Raw genomic sequence first — 21,035 nt, 5'->3', positions numbered from 1 at the left:
GCGTCCACGCCCCGGCTGAGCGACGTCGTTCAGTAGGGGCGTCGGCTACCAGATGGGGCGTCGGCGAAACGGCTCAGTAGCCCGCCGCGAAGCGCTCACGCGTCTCGGCATCCGCGGTGTAGACGACGAGCTGGATGTCTGTCTGGTCCGACGGCCGCATCTGGTGGTGCTCGAACACGAGACGCCCGAGGGTCGGATGCTGGAACACGCGCTCGCGGGACTCGAAGCCCCCGACGCCGTGGCTCTCCCAGCGCTCACGGAACTCCGGGCTCTCCTCGCGCAGTCGCCCGATCAGGTCGCGGTAGCGAGGGTCGCCGAGCCGCGGTCCGGCCTCGGCGCGGAACTCGGCGAGGAACCGGCGGCTGGTGTCGTCCCAGTCGTCGAGCAGTGAGCGCACCGCGGGGTCGGTGAAGATCAGGCGCAGCAGGTTGCGCTGCTCGGGCGGGGTCGTGGCGACGTTGGGGTACAGCCGTTCGTACGCTCGGTTCCAGCCCGCGATGCCCCAGTCGGGCGCGAGCGCGTAGGCGGGATGCTCGTCGAGGGCGTCGAGGAACCGCTGCACGTGCGGGGGCGCGGTCTCGACCGGCTCCCCTCCCCCGGGGCGCTGCGGGGCGAAGCCCGCGAGTGTGAGCGCGTAGTCGTGCTCGGCCACCGTGAGGTGCAGCGCCGTGGCGACGGCATCCAGCACCTGTCGCGACGGATTGATGTCGCGCCCCTGCTCGAGCCAGGTGTACCAGGTGACGCTCACGCCGGAGAGGAACGAGACCTCTTCGCGCCGGAGGCCGACCGTGCGGCCGCGCCCGGCCGGCGGGAGGCCGTAGGTGACGCGGTCGAGCTGCTCGCGACGCGCACGCAGGAATGCGCCCAGCTCCGCGCGTTTCTGCTCATCCGAGGTCACCACACAAACCTAGTACTCCCACTACTAGTGTCAGCGGCGTCTTCCCCCACCGCGCGCGCGAGGCCACAGTGGAACGATGCCGACTCCTCTCCGCTCCCGTACCGTGACCCACGGCCGCAACGCCGCCGGCGCCCGCGCCCTCTTCCGCGCCGCGGGCGTCAACGCCGCCGACTTCGGCAAGCCGATGGTCGCGGTCGCGAACAGCTTCACCGAGTTCGTCCCCGGTCACACGCACCTGCAGCCCGTCGGCCGCATCGTGTCCGACGCGATCAGCGCGGCCGGCGGCATCCCCCGCGAGTTCAACACCATCGCGGTCGACGACGGCATCGCGATGGGCCACGGCGGGATGCTGTACTCCCTCCCCTCGCGCGACCTCATCGCGGACTCGGTCGAGTACATGGTGAACGCGCATCAGGCGGACGCGCTCGTGTGCATCTCGAACTGCGACAAGATCACGCCCGGCATGCTCATGGCCGCGCTGCGTCTCAACATCCCGACCGTGTTCGTGTCGGGTGGTCCCATGGAGTCCGGGCGGGCGACGCTCGTCGATGGAAGCGTCCGCACCCTCGATCTCGTCGACGCGATCTCCGAGGCCGCGAACGACACGGTGTCGGACGCCGACATCCAGCGCATCGAGGAGAACGCGTGTCCGACGTGCGGGTCGTGCTCGGGCATGTTCACCGCGAACTCCATGAACTGCCTGGTCGAGGCGCTCGGCCTCGCGCTCCCCGGCAACGGCTCGGTGCTCGCGACGCACACCGCGCGCCGCGCGCTGTACGAGCGGGCGGGCGAGGTGGCGGTCGAGATCACCAAGCGTTTCTACGACGAGGACGACGCCTCGGTGCTGCCGCGCGCCGTCGCGAGCTACAACGCCTTCGAGAACGCCATGGCGCTCGACATCGCGATGGGCGGATCGACCAACACGATCCTGCACCTGCTCGCCGCGGCGCACGAGGCCGGCGTCGCGTTCGGTCTCGACGAGATCGACGCCGTGTCGCGTCGCGTTCCCTGCCTCGCGAAGATCGCGCCGAACCCGGCCTACGGCCGCATGTACTACATGGAGGACGTGCATCGCGCGGGCGGCATCCCCGCGATCCTCGGCGAGCTGCGCCGCGCCGGCGCCCTCAACGACGACGTCTCGTCGATCCACTCCCCGTCGCTCGCCTCGTGGCTCGACGCCTGGGACATCCGCGGCGGCTCCGTCTCGGAGGAGGCGGAGGACCTCTGGTACGCGGCCCCGGGCGGCGTGCGCTCGTCGAGCGCGTTCTCGCAGTCCGAGCGCTGGCTCGAGCTCGACACGGATGCCGAGAACGGATGCATCCGCGACGCCGCGCACGCCTACTCGGCCGACGGCGGGCTCGCGGTGCTCCGCGGCAACATCGCCGTCGACGGCGCGGTCGTGAAGACGGCGGGCGTAGACCCGTCGATCCTCGTGTTCTCCGGCCCAGCGGTGGTGTGCGAGTCGCAGGAGGAGGCCGTCGCGAAGATCCTCGGCAAGAAGGTGCAGCCGGGTGACGTCGTCGTGATCCGCTACGAAGGCCCGAAGGGTGGGCCGGGTATGCAGGAGATGCTCCACCCCACCTCGTTCCTCAAGGGTCGCGGCCTCGGCAAGGTGTGCGCCCTCATCACGGACGGCCGCTTCTCGGGCGGGACCTCCGGGCTGTCGATCGGGCATGTCTCGCCGGAGGCGGCGTCCGGCGGCGTGATCGCGCTCGTCGAGGACGGCGACATCATCTCGATCGACATCCCGACGCGCGACCTCACGCTGCAGGTCGACGAGGCCGAGCTCGAGCGCCGCCGTGTCGCGCTGCTCGAGAACGGCGGCTTTCGCCCGAAGGACCGTCAGCGACCGGTGTCGCTCGCGCTGCGCTCGTACGCGACCATGGCGACCTCGGCAGACCGCGGTGCGGTCCGCGATGTCGAGGCGGTCGAGCGCGCACTCCGCGAGCAGGAGCTGCGCGCGGCATCCGCCCTGGTCTGAGAGCGCGCCGGTTCCCCTGAGGTCGACGTCGGCCTGATCCCTGAACGGTCATACAGTCATCCACACCTGTGGATGAATCTGTTAACAACTCTGACCAGGGATTCAGGCAATTCCCAGACTCGTGGATGCGCTTCCATAGGTGCTTCGTAGGAAGTGAGGCCGGGCGTGTCCTGCCATCCGACCCCCGAGGATGCAACCCCCTCTCGATCCCGGTGCGTCCGGCGTACCGTGCCGGGCATGAGCGAAGCGAAGACGATGATCAGAACTGAGGTGACCATCGACGGAGCCAGCTTCCTCCTCTCTCAGGACCAGGACGTGGGGGACCTGCGCCGTCGGATCGAGAACGCCGTGGAGACGGCCGGCACGTTCGTCGACATGACCGTGGTGGGCAACCGATCGGTGAGCGTGCTCGTCACGCCGCGCACGCACGTCACGATCAGCGTCGCGACCGTGGCGTACGACTCCCGCGACACCGGCGACCTCGAGTTCCCCTACGGGGGGTACTACGACCTCGTGTGAACAACTCGTGCGCCCCGGATGTCAGAGCGGTGCGAGGGAGGATGCCGCGTCGTGCAGACAGGCGACGAAGGCCGCGGTGAGCGCGTCGTCGTCGGGCCGCATCCGCCGTGCCGCCACCAGCCGCGTCGTCGGCGAACCCGCCAGCGGCACCACGGCGATCGAGGGCGGCGCGAGCTGGCGCACGGACTCGGGCAGGATGCTGCCGCCCACGCCGGCCGCGACGAAACCGAGTGCGGTCTCCTGATGCGCGACCTCCTCGACGATCTGGACCCCGCCGCCGTCCTGTCCGAGCACCTCGCGCACCCGGTCGACGAATCCGGGCATGAGTGCGCGCGGGTAGGCGATCATCGGCACCGACGCGGCTTCCGACACAGAGACCTCGGCGCGTCGGGCGAGCGGGTGGCCGACGGGGAGGCAGAGCACCAGGCGCTCCTCGAACACGACCTCCGTGAGCAGGCGCGACGGCGACGAGCCGGCATCCGGGAATTCGTCGCGCACGATCCCGACGTCGATCGACCCGTCGCGCAGCCGGTCGAGCTGCTCACCCGAGGTGAGCGGTAGAAGAGTCAGGTTCACGCGATCGCGGCGGGCCCGGAACAGACGCACGACCTCGGGGAGCACGGTGTAGTTCGCCGAGCTCACGAATCCCGCTGTGAGCTGTCCGGCGAGACCGTCGACGTAGTCGCGCATCTCGGCGCGCACGGCATCCACCTCGTCGAGTATCCGACGGGCGCGGGCCTGCAGATGACGTCCGGCCGGGGTGAGTGACACCCGGCGGGTGCTGCGCTCGAACAGGGGGAGGCCGACCTCGCGTTCCAAACGCCCGACCTGCACGCTCAGCGGGGGCTGCGACATGTGCAGGCGCTGCGCCGCGCGGCCGAAGTGGAGCTCGTCGGCGACCGCCATGAAGTAGCGCAGCTGACGGAGTTCCATGACGGCACGATACGTGCCCGGTATTACCGCGGCGTTACGGGCGCATTGCGAGCGAAACGCTATCAATTCGCGGCGAAAAACGTATTTGACCAGGGGTTGTCGCGCGGGTTGTCTGGTCTCATGCACGCCGCGCTGTTCCACGTCCGCACCCGACGATCCCGCGCGGGTGCGGAGTACCAGCGCCTCCTCGATGCGCTCAACGCCTCAGCGGTCTCGGCTGTTCAGGACATGGGATGGACCGCGTCGCTGCACGCGGCCGCATCCGACCCCGAGCACTCCCTGCGTCGGGCGTCTCGCGAGGCCGATATGGTGGTGCTGTTGGACGGGGACGACATCGACCCGTCCCTCTACGGACAGGGCGATCACCGACCCACCCGCACGCCCTACGAGCGTCGCGCCGACCGCATGCAGATCGCCGTGATCATGGATGCGGTGAGCCAGCGCCGTCCTCTGCTGGGCATCTGCCGCGGGCATCAGCTGCTGAACGTCGCGCTGGGTGGGACGCTGCGCCAGCACGTGTCGGGGCATCGGGGTGGCGGGGCTGACCCCTTCGTCGCGACGGCGGTCCCCGGCGTCGCGACGCTCGCTCCCGGACTGCAGCCCCCTGCGCTGTGCATGCACCATCAGGCGGTCGACGAGCTGGGGCGTGGGCTGCACGCCGTGCTGCACTCCGACGATGGGGTGATCGAGGCCATCGCCCACGAGTCGCTGCCGTTCCTCGGGGTGCAATGGCATCCCGAGCACCCGGCCGTCGCGCGGGCGCAGCTGACCGGGCTCCTGCGCGCGGTGCACCGACGGGGAGCCGCGCGGGAGAACCAGCTCGTGCGGGTCAGCTCACGTCGCGCGTGATCGGAGCACGGGGCGGCAGCGCGTCGCGGCGGGTTGCGGCCAGTCGGAGGCGACCGGGCGCCTGACGGCGCTCGCCGCGGAGCGTGTGGTCTCGCGGGTCGCGATCTCGTCGGTCCATGCCGTCTCGATGGCGGATCTTGTTTCGCCCGAGGAGGCCGTCGCAGCCCTGGGCGGCGTCGACGGCGCGGAGGGTCTGGGATCAGCCGGTCGTCGATCGACGGGCGATCAGGCGCATGGGCACCGTGACCGTCTCGACGGGGCGGGTGCGATCGCCGAGGCGCGCGACCGCGAGGCGCGCGGCCTGGCGACCGAGGGCCTCGACGTCGCCCGAGACGACGCTGACGCCCAGCACCCGCGCCCATTCCGGGTCGTCGAAGCCGATCACGGCGGGAGCATGCGCTTTTCCCGCGACCTCTTCCATCACGCCGAGCAGGATGCGGTTGTTCCCGGCCACCACGGCCGTGGGCGGTGCGTCGAGGGCGAGCAGACCCCGCATGCAGGTCCGCGAGGAGGCCACGTCGTGCGCGTCCGTGCGCAGCAGGTCGCGCCAGTCGGAGTCGACCTCGTCGAGCACCTCCCCCATGCCGGCGAGGCGCTGTCGGTAGGTGGGCAGCCAGGCGTAGTCGCCGATGAACGCGATGCGGCGGTGCCCGGCGTCGATCAGATGCCGCGCGGCGAGGCGTCCGCCCTCGAGGTTGTCGAAGACCGCCGAATCGGCGGCGAGGTTCTCGGCCGGACGGTCGACGAACACGACGGGGATGCCGCGGGCCTGGAGCTGTGCGTAGCCGCTGTGGTCCGTCATGGCCGACACCGTGATGACGGCGGTGGTCTGTCGATCCGCGAGATCGCGGGCGACGAGCTGCTCGTGCTCCGCGGACTCTCGGGAGTTCGCGACGGAGAGGTGCATGCCCCGGGGGCGGATCTCGTCCTCGATGGCCTGTGCGAGGGCGGAGTAGAAGGGGTTGGTGACGTCGCCCGTGATGAGGCCGATCGAGTCGGCGAGGCGTCCGCTCGCGAGCAGGCTCGCCGCGGCGTTGCGCTGGTAGTCGAGCGCGGCCGCGGCCTCGAGAACGCTCGCGAGGGTCTTCTCGCTCACATAGGACTCTCCACCGAGAGCCCGCGACGCCGTCTTGAGGCTCACGCCGGCGCGGGCGGCGACCTGGGCGAGCGTGGGGCGCGCTGTGGTGGCGCCGACTTCTGGTCGAGACATGGATCCCCTTCGTGGCCCTCGCGGGCGGATAGCCCATTATGACGGGTGCGTCTTCGTGATCCGTCCTTCCCCGCGGCGACACCCCTGTGGTAGCGTCCTCAGCATATGACAGCGATGTCATAACCCAGACCACCACGACGCAGTGGAGTGAGAGGAACGACCATGAGGGTCCCCACCCCGAGGAACGCACGATCCACCCGACGATCCTGGGCAGCCGCCGGGGTCGCGGTGACCGTGGGCCTGGCCATGCTGACGCCGATGTCGGCGACCGCCGCCGGCGTCACCGCCTTCGCCTCGTCCTTCGAGACCGCCGACGCCGCCCCCGTGCTCACCGGCACCGGAGATGCGATCAACGTCACGGGCAGCCGCTTCGCACCGGGAAGCGTGCTCGGAGGAGTGACGGCCGTGACGGCATCCGCCCAGAACACCCCCGGCGAGGCCGCCGCCTTCGCGGCCGACGGCAACGCCGCGACCAAGTGGCTCGCCTTCGCGAACACGGGCTGGCTGCAGTACCAGCTCGCCGAGGCGCAGCCCATGAGCAGCTACACACTCACCTCCGGCAACGACGAGCCCGATCGCGACCCCAAGGACTTCCGCATCCAGGGTTCGAACGACGGCACGGACTGGGTGACCGTCGACGAGCGCAGCGGCGAGCTCTTCACCGGCCGGGGGCAGACGCGGTCGTTCACGCTCGCAGACCCCAGCGCCGAGTACCTCTACTACCGCCTGGAGGTGCTCGCCACGCGCACCCCCAGCAAGAACATCGTGCAGCTCGCCGGATGGGAGCCCATCGCCGTCGAGGGCGCGACGCCCGAGCCCGCCGACCTCATGCTGCAGATCGGCAGCGGTCCGACCAGCTCGGACACGGCGAAGACCGGGGTCGGCTTCACCGGCACCAAGGCCCTGCAGTATGTCGGCCGCCACCTCGACGCAGGCCCCGCCTCCTCGACCACGGTGCTGTACGACGACGTCGCGGTCGACGTCGCTGACGACAGCGAGCTCTCGTACCTCGTCTTCCCCGTGCTCGACGGCGAGCAGACGTACGCGGCCACCTTCGTCGCGGTCGACCTCACCTTCGACGACGGCACGCGACTTTCCACGAGCGGCGCGGTCGACTCCTACGGCTACGGCGCGAACGCCCGCCAGCAGGGCCAGGCCAACGTCCTCTGGCCGAACCAGTGGAACAAGGTCACCGTCGACCTCGGTGCCTTCGCCGGCCGTACCGTGAGCGACATCCTCTTCACCTACGACCACCCCGGATCCGATGTGAAGGGCATCGAGACGCCCACCGCAGCCACAGCCTTCAGCGGCTGGCTCGACGACGTCGAGATCGGCGCAGCTGCGCAGCTCGACACCACCGACGGCCTCGTGTCGTACGTCGACACGCGCCGCGGCACGAACTCCACCGGCGGATTCTCGCGCGGCAACAACCTGCCGGCGACCGCCTGGCCGAACGGCTTCAACTTCATCACCCCGATGACGAACGCCGACAACGTCGGCACGATCTACCAGTACCAGCGGGCCAACAACGCGCAGAACCTCCCCGCGCTGAACGGCATCGGATTCTCGCACCAGCCGAGCATCTGGATGGGCGACCGCAACCAGATCGCCGTGCTCCCGGCCGCGAACGGCAACCCCACCTCGTCGCTCAACGACCGCAAGCTCGCGTTCCACCACGAGAACGAGACCGCGCGGCCCGACATCTACAGCGTCGAGTTCGACAACGGCATCCAGACGTCGGTGACCGCCACCGACCACGGCGCGATCTACCGCTTCGAGTTCACAGGCGACACGAGCTCGATCCTCGTCGACCAGCTCGTGAACTCCTCCAAGCTGCAGATCAGCGGCGAGACGGTTTCGGGCTGGGTCGACGGCGGCTCCGGCTGGCCGGGACGCACGCGCATGTTCGTCTACGGCACGTTCGACCAGGCCCCCCTCACCGCGGGCGCGACCACGCAGGGCGACCGCAACGGCACCGCGCGCTACGCGGCCTTCGACACGAGCGGCGACAAGACCGTCGAGCTGCGACTGTCGTCGTCGTTCATCTCGCAGGACCAGGCGAAGAAGAACCACGACTTCGAGCTGCAGGGCGTCTCGTTCGAGGATGCGCACGCCGCGGTCCGCGAGGCCTGGAACGAGCGGCTCGGCGTCGTCCACGACGTCAAGGGCGCGACCGACACGCAGCTCGTCACGCTCTACTCGAGCCTGTACCGGCTGAACCTCTACCCGAACTCGCAGTTCGAGAACACGGGCTCTGAGGACAACCCCGTCTACCAGTACGCGAGCCCCGTCTCCGCGACCACCGGCGCCGCGAGCGACACCCGCACGAACGCGAAGATCGTCGACGGCAAGGTCTACGTGAACAACGGGTTCTGGGACACCTACCGCACGGCGTGGCCGCTGTACTCCCTGCTCTACCCGGACGTGACCGAAGAGCTCGTCGACGGCTTCGTGCAGCAGTACCGCGACGGCGGATGGGTCGCCCGGTGGTCCTCCCCCGGGTACGCCGACCTCATGACCGGCACCAGCTCCGACGTCGCCTTCGCCGACGCGTACCTCGCCGGGGCGCTCGACACCGACACCGCGCTCGAGGCGTATGACGCGGCCGTCAAGAACGCGACCGTGCTCCCGGCATCCAACGCCGTCGGTCGTAAGGGCCTCGCCCAGTCGATCTTCCTCGGGTACACCGAAGCCACGACGCACGAGAGCGCCTCCTGGGGGCTCGAGGGCTACATCAACGACTTCGGCATCGCCGAGATGGCGAAGAAGCTCTCCGAGGACCCGAACACCCCGGCCGACCGCGTCGAGCAGCTGAAGGAGGAGGCGACCTACTTCGAGGCGCGTGCCGAGCACTACGTCGAGATGTTCAACCCCGCAGCCGGCACCTTCACCTCGCGCAACGCCGACGGCTCCTGGACGTCGGGCGCCGAGTTCGACAAGAAGGCGTGGGGCGGTGCCTTCACTGAGGCGAGCGCCTGGACCTTCGGGTTCCACGCTCCGCACGACGTCGACGGCCTCGCGGCCCTCTACGGCGGGCGCCAGGAGCTGCTCGACGTCATGCACGACTTCCTCACCGTCCGGGAGAAGGCCGACTACTCCGGCATCCACGAGGCTCGGGAGGCTCGGGACGTGCGGCTCGGGATGCTGGGCATGTCGAACCAGATCGCGCACCACATCCCGTACGTGCTGGCCGAGGCCGGCGACCCCTCGGGAGCGCAGGCGCTGATCCGCGACATCCAGGACCGCCTCTTCGTGGGCTCCGACATCGGCCAGGGCTACCCGGGCGACGAGGACAACGGCGAGTTCTCGGCCTGGTACGTCTTCTCGGCCCTCGGCTTCTACCCGCTCGAGGTGGGTTCGGGCGACTACACGATCGGCACGCCGCTGTTCGACAGTGCGACGCTGTCGATCGGCGACACCGACCTCGTCATCAACGCCCCCGGAGCGTCGGAGGGTCGCGACTACGTCGCCGGCGTCAGCATCAACGGCACCGCGGTCGACGAGACGACCTTCGACGGCGACCTGGTGCGCGCCGGCGGAACGATCGACTTCACGATGAGCGAGACGCCCTCGACGTGGGGAGCGAAGGACCTGGGTGAGGAGCTCGAGGTCCCGACCACACTCGTGGACGCGACCAAGCCCGGTCGTGGCGCGCTCGCCGCCGCCGGCGGCACCCCCGTCGGCTCGCTCGTGGACGACAACATGAACTCGACCGTCACGTTCGCCGGCGACTCGGCCGAGCTGGTCTGGACCTCGCAGTCCGGCCCGGTGTCGATCGGGCAGTACACGCTCACGAGCGCGTCGAAAGCCGCGGCTCCGTCGAGCTGGACGCTGTCCGGATCGATGGACGGCACGACCTGGACCGAGTTCGACAGCCGTGAGGGCGAGACGTTCACGTGGGACTCGCAGACCCGGCCGTTCACGGCGCAGGGAGCGGGCGGTTACACGAGCGTCAAGCTCAGCCTGAAGAGCGCCGGTGCCCCGCTCGCGCTGTCCGAGGTGGAGCTGTTCGCCTCGGCCTCGGCGGCCGACGGACTCTCGATCGCCGCCGGTGCGCCGCAGCGCGTGGCCGTCGGCACGGAGTTCACGGGCTCTCTCGCCACGATCGTCGGCACCGAGACGGAGGCCGCGGGCTACGAGGTCACGGTCGACTACGGCGACGGCGGCGAGGCGGCGGACGTCGCCCTCACCCGCGACGAGCTGGGCGGCTGGAAGGTGAGCGCCCCGCACACCTTCACGGCTCCCGGCACGTACTCGGCGGTCGTCACGGTGCGGGACTCGAGCGGTGCGGCGGCTCAGGCCGCCGCCACGATCGAGGTGTTCCGCGACGAGACCCTGATCGGTTCGTTCAACAACGTCTGCATCGGCGATCTCGGGGTGACCGCGGCGAACTGCGACTCGCAGGGGCACGGCTACTTCCGCGACAAGGTCAACGCCGACGGTTTCGTGCAGGGGCAGACCCTGACCGTGCCCGGCACGACGCTGACCTATGACCTGCCTGCCATCCCGGCCGGCGCGCCCGACAACATCACGGGCGAGGGACAGACCGTCAAGGTGTCGCTGGGCGCCGGCGCGACGCAGTTGTCGTTCATCGGCACGGCCACCGAGAGCAACCGAGACTCGGATGCCGTGCTGCACTTCACCGACGGCAGCACCCAGACCGTGACGATCAGCTTCGGCGACTGGGTCGGAGCATCCGGCACTCCCTACAAGGGCAACACGGTGCTCACGATCTCGGAGGGCCGACTCTCCGGCACCGGAGCGGAGTCGAGCGTCAAGAACACGGCGATCTACGCCACGGCTCCGATCACCCTCGCGCTGGACGGCGAGGGGAAGCCGAAGGTCGTCGAGTCGCTCACGATGCCGAAGGAGTCCGGTTCGCTGAACGACGGACGCGTGCACGTCTTCGCTATCGCCTCGGACGGCGATCGGGCGGCGGCCGTGGATCTGGCCCTCACCCCCGGCGCGGTCGGCGAACAGGTCACCGGCGAGGAGTTCGACGCCACCCTCGCGACGGTCGTCGGCGGGATGGGCGAGACCACCGCGGTCGTCAACTGGGGCGACGGATCACCCGTCTCCGCGGTCGACGTGGAGGACGGCGCCGTCGCCGGCACCCACACGTACGCGAAGGCCGGCGCGTACACCGTGACGGTCACGGCGGATGACGGTGTGAAGTCGGCCGCGACGCAGCTGACCATCGCGGTCGCCGACCCGGTGCCGGTGTACGAGCCGACGATCCAGGCACCCGCGCAGGCGGCCCCCGGTGAGACGGTGACGATCACGGGTGAGGGCTTCGCCCCGGGCGAGAGCGTCGCGATCCGCATCGACGCCGAGCAGCCGGTGGTCGTGACCGCGGAGGACGACGGCACGATCAGCGGAGACGTCACGGTCCCCGCGGGCGCCGTGGACGGCGATCACCCGATCGTGGCACTCGGCGTCGTCTCGAAGGTCGAGGCCCGCGCCTCGCTCCTGATCGTCGGCGACCCGACGGCACCGAAGAACACCTCGGTCACTCTCTCGGCCGGATCGGACGACCCCGTGGCAGGAGAGGCGATCGCCCTGATCGCGACGGTCAAGCCCGCGGGCGCTGCCGGACAGGTGGAGTTCCTCGAGGGCGAGGTCGTCGTCGGCTCGGCGAACGTCTCCGCCGGGATCGCGACGGCAGACGTCACGATCCCGACCTCGGGCGCGCACACCTACACGGCGCGGTTCGTGCCCTCGGATCCGGACGCGTTCCGTCCGTCGACGTCGGCCCCGCTGACGATCGACGTGCGCAGCACGCCGGTGCTGCAGGCCGAGCTAGTGCTCGGAGTGTCGGTGGTCGTGCAGGGCGGATCGATCGAGATCTCGGGTCGCGGCTTCGCGGCCGGTGAGCTCATCACCATCACGCTGTTCTCCGATCCGATCCGCCTGGGTGAGGTCAAGGCCGACGGCAGCGGAGCGTTCCGCACGGTCGTCACGATCCCCGCGAACGCCCCGGTCGGTCAGCACACGCTGGTGGTCGAGGGCACGACATCCGGGCTCAGCGCCCAGGGAGCTCTCACGGTCACCGCCGCGGCGGCGACCGGTGACGGGCTGGCCGGGACGGGTGGCGCCGCGCCGATCGGGCTGATCGTGCTGATGCTGGGCCTGCTCGCGGCGGGTGGTGTGCTGCTCGTCCGGCGCCGCCGGACGATCCGCACGGAGGCCTGAGCCGCGGCATCCTGATCCGCCCCTTCCGGCCACCGGGAGGGGCGGTTCGGGATGCCGGATGCCGGATGCGGGACGCGGCCTCAGACCGAGGTCAGGCCGTGCGGGGCGACGTTCAGTCGCTCGCATCCGTCGGCCGTGAGCACGACGATGTCCTCGATGCGCGCGCCCCACTCCCCCGCGAAGTAGATCCCCGGCTCGATGCTGAACGCCATCCCCTCGCGCAGCACGAGGTCGTTGCCGGGCGCGATGTAGGGCTCCTCGTGCACTGACACCCCGATGCCGTGGCCCGTGCGATGCAGGAACGCGTCGCCGAGTCCGGCCTGCTCGAGCACGCTGCGGGCCGCAGCATCGACGTCGTGCGCGGTGACGCCGGGTCGCGCAGCATCCACCGCCGCCTGCTGTGCGCGCACGAGCACGGCGATGCGTTCGGCGGCCTGTGGGTCAGGAGTTCCGACGACATAGGTGCGCGTGCTGTCGGAGTTGTATCCGCTCGGGACCGCGCCGCCGATGTCGACGACCACCACGTCGCCGTCCTCGATCACGCGGTCCGAGACCTCGTGGTGCGGGTCGGCTCCGTTCGGGCCGGATCCGACGATCACGAACTCGACCGTGCGGTGCCCTTCCTCGACGATCGCGGCGGCGATGTCGGCGGCGACCTCGCGCTCGGTGCGTCCGGCGCGCAACCACTCCGGCACGCGGCGGTGCACGGCGTCGATGGCCGCTCCCGCCCTCCGGAGCTCGGCGATCTCCGCGGCGTCCTTGATCATGCGCCCCTCGCGGAGCACCGGGGTCGCGAGCTCGATCCGCACGCCCAGGCGTTCCCCCAACGGCACGACGTGCAGGGCCGGCAGTGCATCGGAGACGCCGACGCGCGCGGGCGAGCCGAGAGCCCCGGCGACCAGCGCGTACGGGTCCTCCCCGTCCACCCAGTCGGACACCGCGAGGCCGAGCTCGCCGACCGCGGTGCTGCGCACCTTGGCGAGCTCCATGCGCGGGACGACCACGGTCGGCGGGACGCTGGGGCCGAGCACGAGGGCGGTGAGACGCTCGATCGTGTCTCCCTCGACGCCCACGAGGTACTGCAGGTCGGGTCCGGGTCCGACGACGATCGCGTCGAGTCCCGCCGCGGCCGCCAGCGCGCTCGCGCGGTCGAGGCGGGCGGCGTACACGGAAGCGGGGAACGGCGGTGTGCTCACGGCATCCACGCTACTGCGACGGGGCCGTCGGCGACACGGTCCTGCGCCCCCGGAACCGATCGTGCCCTCCCGGAAGGTCGGGAGGGCACGATGTCGGAGCTGATCAGCGGGTGCCCACCGGCTCCCACAGAGCGAGGGCGGTGATCCAGGAGGGGTCGCCCCAGGCACGGTGCGACTGCACGGCCCGGTACACGACGCCCTCATGGCGGCGCAGGTCACCCCGGGTGTACGTGCCGACGGCCGTCCAGGCCGGGATCTCGGCGGCGGGCGTGGTGACGGACGGTGTCACGGGTGCGGGCGGTGTCGGCGCGGCAGCGGTCGTCGAGACGGTGAACACGGCGCTCGCCGCCTCGCCCGCCGCCGACACGGCGACGATCCGGTAGCGGTACGTCGTGCCCGCGGCGAGGCCCGAGTCCAGGTAACGCGCCGTGACCGAGGTTCCGACCGCGGAGTAGGCGATCCCGTCGGTGGAGCGCTCGATGCGGTACGAGGTCGCACCCGCCGGGCCCTTCCACATCAGGTCGACGCTCGACGCGGTGCGACCCATGGAGTGCACCCCGCTCGGCGTGCCGGGCGCGGTCGCCGTCGGGGGCGTCGTGACCGGCGGTGCGGTCGTGGGAGGGGCGATGACCGGCGGCGCGGTCACCGGCGGCACGGTCACCGGCGGGACGGTGACGGGAGGCACGGTGACGGGAGGCGTCGTCACCGGTGGGGTCGTGCCCGCTCCCCCGCCGCGGACGTCGATGTCGATCGTGTTGTAGAACGCGTTGGTGGTGTCGGCGATGTCCCACACCGCGTAGATGACGTGGTAGCCGGTGTGGGTCGACGGGATCGTGAGGGTGTGCACGGTGGGGACCGCCGGGATGTCCCCGCGTCCGTCGAAGGTCGCGAGCGGCTCGAGGTCCGCACGCTCCAGCTCGTCGTTCGGATCCCATCCGGGCTTCGTGATGAAGTACCGCCACTGGGCGGTGCGGTGGGCAGCCGTCAGCGACCACGCCACCTGCACGGGTCCCGCCTCGACGACGTTCTTCTGCCACCGCGTCGCGGTCTGCTCGTCGAGCGTGCCACCGAAGAGCCCGCCGGCCGAGGCGAGTCGTCCGTCGGCGGGGCCGCCCGCGGGGAATCCTTTCGGTGCCTCGAGGCTCTGCGGCTCGAACTGCACGGTTCCGCGATCCGCGTTCGCCGACCAGGCGGCGCGGGAGATCAGGGTCGAGGACGACCCTCCCACGTAGCCGTGGCCGAAGGCGGATGCGGGGGCGGTGAGGAGTCCGGTGGCGGTGATCGCGGCCACGGCGAGCGTGGTCGCTCCGAGTCGTCTGCGAGGTGTCATACCTCCAGTGATATCGGCTCGTATGCCGGGAACTCGTGGTATCCCGGCATACGTTCCTGACCCGCCGTCCGCCGCGCGATGAGACGGCTCAGCTCACCGCCAGGCGCAGGCGTTCCGCGAGGAACTTCCGGTTCGCCGCGTCGAGCGCGAGCACCGCGTACGCGGTCGGCCAGAGTGTGCCGTCGTCGAGGTTCGCCGGCTGCTCGAAGCCGAACGTGCCGTAGCGGGTCTTGAACTTGCTCGCGGGCTGGAAGAAGCACAGCACCTTGCCGTCCTTCGCCCACGCGGGCATGCCGTAGTACGTGCGCGGCATGAGCTCGGGCGCGACCTCCGACACGAGGGCGTTCAGCCCCTCCGCGATCTCGCGGTCGGTGTCGGACAGCTTCTCGAGCGACGCCTTGAGGTCGGCCTCGCCCTCTGCACGCACCTCCTCCGGGGTCTTCTTGGCGCGCGAGCGCGCCTTCTTCTTGTCGTCGGCTGCGGCCTTCATGGCCTCGCGCTCTTCGGCGCTGAAGCCGGTCTCCTTGTCGGCCATCTCTGGCTCCTCTCCTGGGGTTCTCGGTGATGACCTCACCCTAGGGATGCCGCCGCGGTCGGCGCTTCTCGATTCGTGATCGATTCCCACGACGCGGAACGGAGCGGGGCCGAGGCGACCCGGGGACATACCGGCCCGCGATCCATGCCCGTCCGGTTAGGGTGGGGAGATGGACATGCGTGTCGCGGCATACGCAGTCGTCACCGATGACGACGGGCGGCTGCTGCTGGCGCGCTGGATCGAGGGACGCCGGGTCGCGTGGACCATGCCCGGCGGCGGACTCGAACCGGGCGAGGATCCGCAGGCGGCGGTGCGCCGCGAGCTGCGCGAGGAGACCGGGTACACCGTCAAGGTCGGCGAGCTCCTCGGGATCCACTCGCGCGTGATCCCGGCATCCCAGCGAGTCAACGACTCCGATCAGCCGCTGCACACGCTCCGCATCGTGTACCGCGCGAGCGTCACGGGCGGTCGTCTGCAGTACGAGACCGATGGATCGACCGACATGGCGGCGTGGTACCCGCTGAAGTCCGTGGCCGAGCTGCAGCGCGTGAAGCTCGTCGACATCTCGCTGCGCATGGCCGGGCTGCTCTGAACGCGCTCGGCACAGGAAGCGAAGGCTGGCGTCAGCCCCGGGGCTCCTCGGGCACCGAGATGTCGGCCACGGTCGCCCCGTATGCGGCGATCAGGTCGTCGGCGTCGACGAACAGGCTGTACCCGTGCGCACCGGCCCCCATCGCGATCCGCTGACCGACGATGGTCTCGTCCGCGAAGACGGGCCAGTCGGTCGTGCTGCCGATGGGCACGATCGTCCCCCGCTCGTAGCCCGTGGCGGCGAGGGCCAGCTCGGCCTCGGGCAGACGGAGCTTGTTCACGCCGACGACCGCCCGCAGCTTGGCCCAGGAGATCGAACGCCCGCCGGGTACCAGCGCGAACAGGTAGGTGTCGTCGGATCGCTTGACGACGAGCGTCTTGACGATGCCGGACGGCGGCATGCCGAGGATCTCGGCCGCTTCGACCAGGCTGTTCGCCGCGGGACGCTCGCGGATCTCGATAGCGAGATCACGTGCGGCCGCGGCGTCCTTCACGCGCGCGTGCGGATCCGCCGACCCGGAGGCCGACGGATCGTGGGGCGCGGTCACGCGTCGGGAGCGGACAGCGGGTCGTCGGCGACCCACAGCTCGTCGTCGGCGCGAAGCGCCTGCCAGGCGGTGTACAGCACGCCGACGGCAGCGGCGACACCGAGGATCACGGCGATGACGGCGCCGGCGCCGGGACCCTTCTTCTCGGGCTGCACGGCCTTGCGGACCTTTTTCGTGGCCTTGTTCACGTTCTTCTCGAAGCCGTGGCGCTTGGCGTTCGCGACGTCCCACGCGGTGAGCGCGCTGCCGACGACGCCGCCGACGATCGGGACGACCTTGTCGTCGACCACGTGACGGCCGAGGCGAGCACCCTGGTCGAGCACGGGAGCGACGCGGCGGTTGTACGTGTCCTGCACGACGGGCGCGACCTGCTCACGTCCGAAGTGGCCGAGCTGACGGCCCGCCTCACGAGCGACATCGGCGGCGTGGCCGACGAGGATCTGCTGGTTCTCCCACAGCTGGTTGGCGTCGGACTGGAGCCGACGCAGTTCCTTCTTCCGCTTGCGGCTGATGCTCACGATGCTCTCCTGTCGATTGGAGTACGGGTTCACCATCTTGCCACGCCACCCTGGAAGGGGCGAGGGAATCGCCGAGCCCTTGCGCTGAGGGCGGATCGACGCTAGATCCCGGCCGATCCACACGAAGCTCTGAGAGAATGAGGGCATGGCTCATGCTTCTCACGTCGCAACCCTGCACACCAACCACGGTGACATCGTCATCAACCTCTTCGGCGACCACGCCCCGAAGACGGTCAAGAACTTCGTCGGCCTGGCCGACGGCACCCAGGAGTGGACCGACCCCGCCACCGGCAAGCCCGGCGAGGGACCGCTCTACAAGGACGTCATCTTCCACCGCATCATCCCCAACTTCATGATCCAGGGCGGCGACCCGCTCGGTCAGGGCGTCGGCGGTCCCGGCTACAACTTCAACGACGAGATCCACGGAGACCTGAACTTCAACGACCCGTACATCCTCGCCATGGCGAACGCCGGTCTGCGTCGCAACGCGATCACGGGTCAGGTCGAGGGCACCAACGGTTCGCAGTTCTTCATCACGACCGACCCGACCCCGTGGCTGCAGGGCAAGCACACGATCTTCGGCGAGGTCGCCGACGACGCGTCCAAGGCCGTCGTCGACGCGATCGCCGCGGTGCCGACCGCCGCGGGCGACCGTCCCATCGAGCCGGTCGTCCTGCAGTCGATCGACATCGTCGCCGCCTGAGCCTGAGGCTGGCCGATCCGGATGACCACGCCTGAGTTCGCGGACAACCGCGACAACTTCTGCTACCGGCATCCGGATCGGCAGAGCTTCGTGCTCTGCCAGCGGTGCCTGCGCACCATCTGCCCCGAGTGTCAGACCCAGGCCGCGGTCGGGGTCATCTGCCCCGAATGCATGGCCGCGGAGCGCAAGAACCGCACCCCCGCCCAGAAGAGGGCCGCGCGTCGCTGGGGCACGCGCCCGGCCATGGGCACCGCACGCAGCGGCAAGCCCGTCGTCACCTACGCGCTGCTGCTGGTGACCTCGATCATCGGCCTGCTGCAGATGGTGCCTGGCCTCGGCGACGCCATCACCGCACAGTTGCTGTTCGCGCCCCGCTACCTGTATCCCGACCTCTTCCTCCTGCCATTCGAGCCGTGGCGCATGCTCACCGCGGTCTTCGCGCACGGCGGCTTCATCCATCTCGGTCTGAACATGCTCGCCCTGTGGATGCTGGGGCAGAGTCTCGAGCCGATGCTCGGTCGCGTCCGTTTCCTGTCGCTTTACCTCATCAGCGGTCTCGGCGGTTCGGTGGCCGTCGCCCTCCTCGATCCGGGGACGGCGACGGTCGGCGCCTCCGGGGCGATCTTCGGGCTCATGGCCGCTCTGCTCATCATCGGGCGGCACATCGGGGCGAACGTCACCGGCATCCTCGTGATCCTCGGCATCAACTTCGTCTTCGGGTTCTTCGTTCCCGGCATCGCCTGGCAGGCGCACCTGGGTGGAGCCGTCGTGGGCGCAGTCGCGGCACTGATCCTCACGCGCACGCGGAGACGTGAGCAGCGCGCGGCGCAGATCGCGATGCTCGTGGGACTCACGCTGTTGCTCATCGCCGTCGTCGCGGTCGTCCCTCCCCTGCTGATCACCTCGGTCTACGCCTGATCAGCGGTTGTTAACAGGTTCGTTAACAGGTGTGAATAACATCCGTGTAATTCTCCCCAGGTGTGCACAACCCTGTGGATAACTCTGTGGTGACCTTGTGGACGACTGTGGGAAACATCCCGGGAGACAGCAGAAGGCCCCTCGCGATGCGAGGGGCCTTCGAGGCAGAGGGGGCGGCGTCTAGCGCCAGCGGGTGGTCATCAGGAACCCGATGAGGGCGATGCCCAGACCGATCGCGAGGTTCCAGTTGTCGAGACCGGGGATCGGGAACTGCATCCCGGAGATGTAGAACACGAGGATCCATGCGAGACCCAGCAGCATGAAGCCGATCATCACCGGCTTGAACCACACCGCGTTGGGTGCGGATTCGCCCTCGGTGCGCCGTGCGTCGGGCTCTTCGGTCTTGCGCTCTCGTGCCATTCCGACATTGTACCCATGAGAGGTATATGCGACGGAAAGCAGGCGTCGATCCGGGGCCGGTGCACAGGCCCGCGGGATAGGATCGCGCCATGACCGCATCCGTCGTCTCGGGGGAGCGACGTGGCCGAGGCCGCCGCCCTCGATCGCGCGCCACCGTCACCAGCGTCCTCGGTGAGCTCCTGCTGACCGCCGGCGTCCTGGTGCTGCTGTTCGTCGCCTGGCAGATGTGGATCGGCGACATCATCATCAGCGCGCAGAAGAACGACGAGGGCGCGCAGATGTCGCAGGAGCTCGCGGAGGCTCCTGTGCCCGAGCTCCCGCCGGTCGTGGAGACCGACGACGGCACCACCGTGTACGAGCCGGTGATCCCCGCGCCGCCCGCCGATGCGCAGTGGCTCGCCCAGATGCACATCCCCCGCTTCGGCTCCGAGTACAACGTCGGGATCTACGGCGGCACGAGCCGCGCCCGCACACTCGACAAGCTCGGCATCGGCGTCTACACGAACTCGAAGATGCCGGGCGAGGTCGGCAACTTCGCGATGGCCGGGCACCGCACCACCTGGGGCAAGCCGTTCAACCAGCTCGACAAGCTGCAGCTCGGCGACGCGATCGTTGTCGAGACGGCCGACGGCTGGTTCACCTACCGCTTCCGCACGCTCGAGTACGTCAAGCCGACACAGACCGACGTGCTGCTCGACGTGCCGCAGATGCCCGGGGTCGAGACCGGTGAGCGCTACATCACGCTCACGGCCTGCTCGCCGCTGTACTCGCTCGCCGAGCGCATCGTCGCATACGGCGTCTTCGAGAGCTTCCAGCCTCGCGCCGAGGGTCCGCCCCCGGCACTCACCGACCCACCGCCGCCGCCGGCCGCGCCGTCGATCTGACCGAAGGGAACGAGAAGGAACCATGTACGCCGCACTCTGGCGCATCCTGCCCGGCCCCTGGTGGCTCAAGCTGTTCATCCTGCTCGTGGTCGTCTCGGCCGTGCTCTACGGGCTGTTCTGGTACGTGTTCCCGTGGCTGAGTCCGATCATCGCCCCGGGCGAGGTCGACCTCGAATGACCCGCGTGCTCGTCGTGGACAACCACGACAGCTTCGTGCACACACTCGTCGGCTATCTGCGCGAGCTCGGCGCAGACGTCGCGATGATCGAGGCGGATGCCGTCGACGCGGCGATCCTGGAGGGGATGCTGCCGCAGTTCGACGCCCTTCTCGTCTCCCCGGGACCGGGCGCTCCCGCCGACGCCGGAGCCTCGATCGCGGCGGTGGGACTCGCGGCCCGGCTGGGGATGCCGCTGCTCGGCGTCTGCCTCGGACATCAGGCCATCGGCGCGGCCTTCGGCGCTCCCGTCACCGAGGCTCCGGAACTCATGCACGGCATGGTGTCGGAGGTCGCACACGACGGCTCGGCGCTGTTCGACGGCATCCCCTCACCGTTCGCGGTCGGTCGCTACCACTCTCTGGCCCTCGACGAGCAGCAGCTTCCCGAGGAGCTCATCGTGACCGCGCGGACCGCGACCGGCACCGTGATGGCGCTCGCTCACGCAGAGCTGTCGATCCTCGGCGTGCAGTTCCACCCGGAGAGCGTGCTCACCGACGGCGGATACCGGCTGCTCGCGAACTGGCTCTCGCTGTGCGGCGATCGCGACGCCGTGCCGCGCGCCGAGCGTCTGCATCCCCTGTCGCGCGGCTGA

The 21,035-nt window shown here is 69.9% G+C and carries 19 protein-coding genes; 10 read left to right on the top strand and 9 right to left on the bottom strand.

The genetic code is table 11. From position 1 onward, the window contains the following. Window positions 1-73: 73 nt before the first annotated feature. Window positions 74-898, bottom strand: a complete 825-nt coding sequence (locus AKH00_RS14805) for a helix-turn-helix transcriptional regulator (protein WP_050723647.1) — start codon at window positions 896-898, stop codon at window positions 74-76. A 76-nt stretch (window positions 899-974) separates the two neighbouring features. Between AKH00_RS14805 and ilvD the strand changes: the two genes are divergently transcribed. Next, window positions 975-2,879 (top strand): dihydroxy-acid dehydratase, encoded by a 1,905-nt coding sequence (gene ilvD / locus AKH00_RS14800; protein WP_050723530.1) that lies wholly within the window; start codon window positions 975-977, stop codon window positions 2,877-2,879. A gap of 237 nt (window positions 2,880-3,116) precedes the next feature. Then, window positions 3,117-3,398, top strand: a complete 282-nt coding sequence (locus AKH00_RS14795) for a hypothetical protein (protein WP_050723529.1) — start codon at window positions 3,117-3,119, stop codon at window positions 3,396-3,398. A 21-nt stretch (window positions 3,399-3,419) separates the two neighbouring features. On the opposite strand, the gene AKH00_RS14790 is transcribed toward AKH00_RS14795, so the two are convergent. After that, window positions 3,420-4,331 carry a LysR family transcriptional regulator gene (locus AKH00_RS14790; RefSeq protein WP_050723528.1) on the bottom strand — a complete coding sequence of 304 codons (912 nt, stop codon included), beginning with the start codon at window positions 4,329-4,331 and terminating at the stop codon, window positions 3,420-3,422. A gap of 120 nt (window positions 4,332-4,451) precedes the next feature. Here AKH00_RS14790 and AKH00_RS14785 point away from each other — a divergent pair, with 120 nt between their 5' ends. Then, the gene (locus AKH00_RS14785) at window positions 4,452-5,180 is read left to right on the top strand and encodes a gamma-glutamyl-gamma-aminobutyrate hydrolase family protein (protein ID WP_050723527.1); all 729 of its coding nucleotides are present in this window, start codon (window positions 4,452-4,454) and stop codon (window positions 5,178-5,180) included. A 199-nt stretch (window positions 5,181-5,379) separates the two neighbouring features. Here AKH00_RS14785 and AKH00_RS14780 read toward each other — a convergent pair whose 3' ends face one another. Beyond that, window positions 5,380-6,390 carry a LacI family DNA-binding transcriptional regulator gene (locus AKH00_RS14780; RefSeq protein WP_050723526.1) on the bottom strand — a complete coding sequence of 337 codons (1,011 nt, stop codon included), beginning with the start codon at window positions 6,388-6,390 and terminating at the stop codon, window positions 5,380-5,382. 162 nt (window positions 6,391-6,552) lie between these two features. Here AKH00_RS14780 and AKH00_RS14775 point away from each other — a divergent pair, with 162 nt between their 5' ends. After that, window positions 6,553-12,582 carry a GH92 family glycosyl hydrolase gene (locus AKH00_RS14775; RefSeq protein WP_082297659.1) on the top strand — a complete coding sequence of 2,010 codons (6,030 nt, stop codon included), beginning with the start codon at window positions 6,553-6,555 and terminating at the stop codon, window positions 12,580-12,582. 80 nt (window positions 12,583-12,662) lie between these two features. On the opposite strand, the gene AKH00_RS14770 is transcribed toward AKH00_RS14775, so the two are convergent. The 3 genes from AKH00_RS14770 to AKH00_RS14760 all read right to left on the bottom strand — a co-directional run bounded on the left by AKH00_RS14770 (window position 12,663) and on the right by AKH00_RS14760 (window position 15,643). Further along, entirely contained in the window at window positions 12,663-13,778 is a 1,116-nt protein-coding gene (locus tag AKH00_RS14770) for a M24 family metallopeptidase (protein ID WP_082297658.1), read from the bottom strand. A gap of 103 nt (window positions 13,779-13,881) precedes the next feature. After that, complete coding sequence (locus AKH00_RS14765) at window positions 13,882-15,108, bottom strand: lytic polysaccharide monooxygenase (protein WP_050723523.1); 1,227 nt, start codon at window positions 15,106-15,108, stop codon at window positions 13,882-13,884. An 88-nt stretch (window positions 15,109-15,196) separates the two neighbouring features. Then, window positions 15,197-15,643, bottom strand: coding sequence for a hypothetical protein (locus AKH00_RS14760; protein ID WP_050723522.1), 447 nt, complete (start codon window positions 15,641-15,643; stop codon window positions 15,197-15,199). A 169-nt stretch (window positions 15,644-15,812) separates the two neighbouring features. Here AKH00_RS14760 and AKH00_RS14755 point away from each other — a divergent pair, with 169 nt between their 5' ends. Continuing rightward, window positions 15,813-16,235 carry an NUDIX hydrolase gene (locus AKH00_RS14755; protein WP_050723521.1) on the top strand — a complete coding sequence of 141 codons (423 nt, stop codon included), beginning with the start codon at window positions 15,813-15,815 and terminating at the stop codon, window positions 16,233-16,235. A 31-nt stretch (window positions 16,236-16,266) separates the two neighbouring features. On the opposite strand, the gene AKH00_RS14750 is transcribed toward AKH00_RS14755, so the two are convergent. Together AKH00_RS14750 and AKH00_RS14745 are read right to left on the bottom strand one after the other, a co-directional pair. Beyond that, a complete protein-coding gene (locus AKH00_RS14750; RefSeq protein WP_200903876.1) occupies window positions 16,267-16,728 on the bottom strand; it encodes an aminoacyl-tRNA deacylase in 462 nt (153 codons plus the stop codon). Window positions 16,729-16,778: 50 nt separating this feature from the next. Further along, a complete protein-coding gene (locus AKH00_RS14745) occupies window positions 16,779-17,447 on the bottom strand; it encodes a DNA helicase (RefSeq protein ID WP_327037280.1) in 669 nt (222 codons plus the stop codon). Between AKH00_RS14745 and AKH00_RS14740 the strand changes: the two genes are divergently transcribed. Then, window positions 17,446-18,003 carry a peptidylprolyl isomerase gene (locus AKH00_RS14740; RefSeq protein WP_050723520.1) on the top strand — a complete coding sequence of 186 codons (558 nt, stop codon included), beginning with the start codon at window positions 17,446-17,448 and terminating at the stop codon, window positions 18,001-18,003. The genes AKH00_RS14745 and AKH00_RS14740 overlap by 2 nt on opposite strands. A 21-nt stretch (window positions 18,004-18,024) precedes the next feature. Beyond that, a complete protein-coding gene (locus AKH00_RS14735; RefSeq protein ID WP_050723519.1) occupies window positions 18,025-18,921 on the top strand; it encodes a rhomboid family intramembrane serine protease in 897 nt (298 codons plus the stop codon). Window positions 18,922-19,101: 180 nt separating this feature from the next. Here AKH00_RS14735 and AKH00_RS14730 read toward each other — a convergent pair whose 3' ends face one another. Next, complete coding sequence (locus AKH00_RS14730; RefSeq protein ID WP_050723518.1) at window positions 19,102-19,341, bottom strand: cell division protein CrgA; 240 nt, start codon at window positions 19,339-19,341, stop codon at window positions 19,102-19,104. A gap of 89 nt (window positions 19,342-19,430) precedes the next feature. On the opposite strand from AKH00_RS14730, the gene AKH00_RS14725 reads away from it, so the two are divergent. Genes AKH00_RS14725 through AKH00_RS14720 form a run of 3 tightly spaced genes read left to right on the top strand, consistent with a single transcriptional unit; the run spans window position 19,431 to window position 21,035 of the window. Next, window positions 19,431-20,225, top strand: coding sequence for a class E sortase (locus AKH00_RS14725; RefSeq protein WP_050723517.1), 795 nt, complete (start codon window positions 19,431-19,433; stop codon window positions 20,223-20,225). A 22-nt stretch (window positions 20,226-20,247) separates the two neighbouring features. Then, the gene (locus tag AKH00_RS18190; RefSeq protein WP_200903870.1) at window positions 20,248-20,403 is read left to right on the top strand and encodes a hypothetical protein; all 156 of its coding nucleotides are present in this window, start codon (window positions 20,248-20,250) and stop codon (window positions 20,401-20,403) included. Further along, window positions 20,400-21,035 (top strand): anthranilate synthase component II, encoded by a 636-nt coding sequence (locus AKH00_RS14720; protein ID WP_050723516.1) that lies wholly within the window; start codon window positions 20,400-20,402, stop codon window positions 21,033-21,035. The genes AKH00_RS18190 and AKH00_RS14720 overlap by 4 nt, the downstream gene beginning before the upstream one ends.

This window comes from Microbacterium sp. GCS4 (assembly GCF_001262495.1).
Classification (GTDB): domain Bacteria; phylum Actinomycetota; class Actinomycetes; order Actinomycetales; family Microbacteriaceae; genus Microbacterium.
The sequence above is the reverse complement of the archived record's forward strand: the minus strand, read 5'-3'. Positions and strand labels throughout refer to the sequence as shown.